Origin of the sequence: Streptomyces anatolicus (assembly GCF_019400875.1) — a bacterium.
Taxonomy (GTDB): domain Bacteria; phylum Actinomycetota; class Actinomycetes; order Streptomycetales; family Streptomycetaceae; genus Streptomyces; species Streptomyces anatolicus.
The window spans coordinates 1-4,079 of record NZ_WMBF01000531.1 but is presented as its reverse complement, the minus strand read 5'-3'; the positions used below and the strand labels follow the sequence as shown (position 1 = coordinate 4,079).

At 72.7% G+C, this 4,079-nt stretch carries 3 protein-coding genes and 1 pseudogene; 1 reads left to right on the top strand and 3 read right to left on the bottom strand.

Translation table 11 applies throughout. The features are described 5' to 3' along the window. Positions 1-813: DNA polymerase III subunit delta (holA, locus tag GKQ77_RS28955; protein ID WP_219691986.1), on the bottom strand; the 813-nt coding region annotated here is incomplete at its 3' end. Between the two features lie 54 nt (positions 814-867). Between holA and GKQ77_RS28950 the strand changes: the two genes are divergently transcribed. Then, on the top strand, positions 868-1,113 hold the full coding sequence (locus GKQ77_RS28950; protein WP_219691984.1) for a hypothetical protein: 246 nt from the start codon (positions 868-870) through the stop codon (positions 1,111-1,113). Between the two features lie 114 nt (positions 1,114-1,227). Here the strand turns inward: GKQ77_RS28950 and GKQ77_RS28945 are convergent, their stop codons facing one another. Both GKQ77_RS28945 and GKQ77_RS28940 read right to left on the bottom strand, forming a co-directional pair. Beyond that, positions 1,228-2,109, bottom strand: a complete 882-nt coding sequence (locus tag GKQ77_RS28945) for a YceI family protein (protein WP_219691988.1) — start codon at positions 2,107-2,109, stop codon at positions 1,228-1,230. 213 nt (positions 2,110-2,322) lie between these two features. Further along, positions 2,323-3,960 (bottom strand): annotated as a pseudogene (locus tag GKQ77_RS28940) (ComEC/Rec2 family competence protein); the annotation flags it as partial. Between the last annotated feature and the right edge of the window lie 119 nt (positions 3,961-4,079).

The following is a 4,079-nucleotide window of genomic DNA, read 5'->3' as shown; positions in this document are numbered from 1 at the left end:
CTTCCAGGGCGGCATACCCAGCTCCCGAGCGAGATCGGCCGGACGCCCGCCCCGCGCGGAGGAGAGCTTGCCGATGGCCCGCACCCCCTGCGCGAGCGCACTGGTGATCATGACGGGAGCGACCCCGGTCGAAAGCGACCAGCGCAACGCCTCCAGCGCCTCCGCGGCCCGCCCCTCCACCGCCCGGTCGGCGACCGTGAAACTGGAGGCCTCCGCCCGCCCCGTGTAGTACCGCCCGACGACCGCCTCGTCGATCGTGCCCTCGACGTCCGCCGCCAGCTGCGACACCGCGGAGGCCAGCTCACGCAGATCGCTGCCGATCGAGTCGACCAGGGCCTGACACGCCTCGGAGGTCGCCGAACGCCCAAGGCCCCGGAACTCGCTCCGCACGAACGACAGCCGGTCCGCGGGCTTCGTCATCTTGGGGCAGGCGACCTCACGCGCACCCGCCTTGCGCGCGGCATCGAGCAGGCCCTTGCCCTTGGCGCCGCCCGCGTGCAGCAGGACGAGGGTGATCTCCTCGGCGGGCGACCCGAGATACGCCTTCACGTCCTTGATCGTGTCGGCCGACAGATCCTGCGCGTTCCGCACGACGACGACCTTGCGCTCGGCGAAGAGCGAGGGGCTTGTCAGCTCGGCGAGCGTGCCGGGCTGCAACTGCTCGGGCGCGAGGTCACGCACGTCCGTGTCCGCGTCGGCGGCGCGGGCGGCCGCCACCACCTCCTGCACGGCACGGTCGAGGAGCAGGTCCTCCTGCCCCACGGCGAGCGTGAGGGGAGCGAGCGGGTCGTCGTGAGCTGTCTTCCTGGCCATCGCGGTCAAGCATCCCACGCGCCACTGACAGAACCCGTATCGGAGAATGGGCACGTGACCGACGTACGACATGTCCTTGTGCTGCCCGACCGCGATGCCGCGGAGGAGGTCGCCGAAGAACTCCCCGACCGCTTCGGCGTCGCCGAGGAACCCCAGCTCGTCCGTGACGCGCTGGCCGGTGAGGACGACGCCGAGGACGCCCAGTGGCTGGTCGTGGTCGAGGACCCCGAGTCCCGCCTGGACCCCGCCGCGCTCGACGAACTGGCCGCCGCGTACGAGGGCTGGCTGGAGGCCCCCTGAGGGCCCCCGGCGTTGGCCCTGACGTCGGCCCCGACCCCGGCGTTGACTCTGGCCCGGGCTCTGGCATCGAGGCCCGGTGCCAGGCCCTGACGTCGAAGGCCGTCGCCCCGAGCCTCAGCTCTTGGGGACGACCTGGATGTCGAGGTCGATCGTGATGCTGTGCCCGACGGCCGCGATACCGCGCGCCAGCATCGTCTGCCAGCTGATCGTGAAGTCGTCGCGATGCAGCTCGGTGGTGGCGCGGCAGGCCACGCGGGTCTCGCCCTCCAGCCCCTGCCCCACCCCGAGATACTCCGTGTCCAACGTGACCGTCCGCGTCACCCCGTGCAGCGTCAGCCCACCGGATATCGCCCAGCGACTGCCGCCCTTGTGCACGAAACGGTCGCTGTAGAACTCCATCGTCGGGAACCGCCCCACGTCGAGGAAGTCACCGGAGCGCAGATGGTCGTCGCGCATCTGCACCCCCGTGTCGATGGAGGCCGCGTCGATGACGACGTGCATCGCGGAATCCCGCATCCGCTCCCCCATCCGTATGGCGCCCGCGAAGCTGTTGAACCGGCCGTGGATCCTGGCAAGCCCGATGTGCCGCGCGGTGAAGCCGACCGACGAGTGCAGGGGGTCGATCTCCCAGTCACCGGCCTCGGGAAGCGCCGGGGGCGGGGCGATCTGGAGCGTCACATCGCCGAGCGAGGCATGCGCCTCCTGACCGACCGTGGCGCTCGCCCGGTACGGAGTGAACCCTTCCGCCGAGACCATGAGCCGGTAGTCCCCCGCCGGAACGGTGGTGACGAAAGAGCCGTAGGGATCCGTCCCCCCACCGACCACCTTGCGGCCCGTCGCGTCACTGACGGCGAACTCCGCGTTCCGCACGGGTTCGTTGACGGGGTCCAGCACCCGGCAGCTGAGCACCCCCGCGTTCGGCGGAACCCTGAACGCCGACATGGGTCCCGTCCGTCCCACCCGATTCGTACGGTTTCCCAGCCAACGGCCGATCACGCGCGACACACCCCCGCGTTCCTTGACAACACTGCATACTGCGACGAAGACGCATTCGATCACCGTTGCGGCATTCGATGCAACACGGCCGCACATCACGGGAATGCTGACGATGCGCTGGAAGTGTCGCGAGTAGTCCGAATTGATCGCCTCCTCCCTAGTGCCAGCAGCTCGCGCCGGGCCCCGACAAGCCCTCGCGGGCCCTCAGCTCCCTTAGGGCGGCCGCGTCGCCGCTTCCAGCTGAGGCGACGCCCTCGGGCCGGAGGCCAGCACCGCCACCGAGCCGTCCACGTCGGTACGCAGCACCCGCGCCCCGCCCGCCCGCAGCGCCGCGACCGTGACCGGCGCGGGGTGCCCGTACGAGTTGTCCGCGCCGCAGGAGATCAGCGCCAGCCGCGGTGCCGCCCGGCGCAGAAGCTCCGGGTCCTGGTGGGCCGAGCCGTGGTGAGCCACTTTGAGCACGTCCACGGAGGTGAGCGCTTCGGCGGCCGGGGTGCGCAGCAGGGCGCGCTGGCCGGGCGGCTCCAGGTCCCCGAGGAGCAGCAGGCTCAGCCCCGCCGTCCGCACGAGCAGCGTCACGCTCGCGTCGTTCGGCCCCTCCGGCGGTGGCGCCGGGCCTGCCGGGGGCCACAGCACCTGCCAGTCCAGCGCTCCCGCGCGCCGCCGCTCCCCCGCCACGGCCCGGGTCACCGGAACGCGTTCGGCGGCCGCCTGCTCCCGCACGAACTCCGCCTGCTCCGGCGGCTCCTGGAACCCCGTCGTCTGGATCACGCCCACCTCGCGCCCCCGCAACACCCCGGGCAGCCCCGCCACATGATCGGCGTGAAAGTGCGTGAGCAGCACCAGGGGGACCCGGGTGATCCCCAGCGAGCGCAGGCAGCGATCGGCCGCCACCGGGTCGGGCCCCGCGTCGACGACCACCCCCGCGCCCTCGCCCGCCGCGAGCACCGTGGCGTCACCCTGGCCCACGTCGCACATCACCATGCGCCACCCCGGCGGCGGCCAGCCCGCGATCACCCTGGTGAGGGGCGGCGGCTGGACGATCGCCAGCAGGAGCAGCAGGGCGCAGGCCCCGGCGAGCCACGGGTGCCTGGCGAGTCTGCGGCCCGCCAGGATCAGCACGCCCGTGGCGAGTGCGAGCAGCAGCCCGCCGCGCCAACCGCCGGGCCAGTCGATGCCGCTGCCGGGCAGCGCCGCCCCCGTGCGGGCGATCTCCGCGATCCACTCGGTGGGCCAACTCGCTCCCCACGCCAGCGCCTCGGCGACCGGCATCGCCACGGGAGCCGAGGCCAGCGCGGCGAAGCCGAGCACGGTGGCGGGCGCGACGGCGAACTCCGCGAGGAGGTTGCACGGCACCGCCACCAGACTCACCCGGGCGGCGAGAACGGCCACGACGGGCGCGCACACCGCCTGCGCCGCCGCCGCGGCGGCCAGCGCGTCGGCGCACCTCGGCGGCACCCCGCGCCGGCGCAGTGCCGCACTCCAGCGTGGCGCGAGGGTGAGCAGGGCCCCCGTGGCGAGAACGGAGAGCAGGAAGCCATAACTACGGGACAGCCACGGGTCGTACAGGACGAGCAGCAGTACGGCGGCGGCCAGCGCCGGTATCAGCGATCTGCGCCGCCCGGTGGCGATGGCGAGGAGCGCGATCAGCCCGCAGGCCGCCGCGCGCAGCACGCTCGGGTCCGGCCGGCAGACGATGACGAAGCCGAGGGTGAGCAGCCCGCCAAGGAGCGCGGTCGTGCGCAGTGGGATGCCCAGCTTCGGGGCGAGGCCTCGCCGTTCGGCCCGCTGGGCGGTGCCGGGTGGCCCGATGAGCAGTACGAGGACGATCGTGAGATTCGCCCCGGACAATGTTGCTCAGGCAGATGGGTCGCTACGCTCGACCCATGCCGATCGCGCCCGAGTACCTGCACATGGTCTTCCCCGACACGGTGTTCCACGCTCTGCTCTACGGCCGCGCCTCCCGCGAC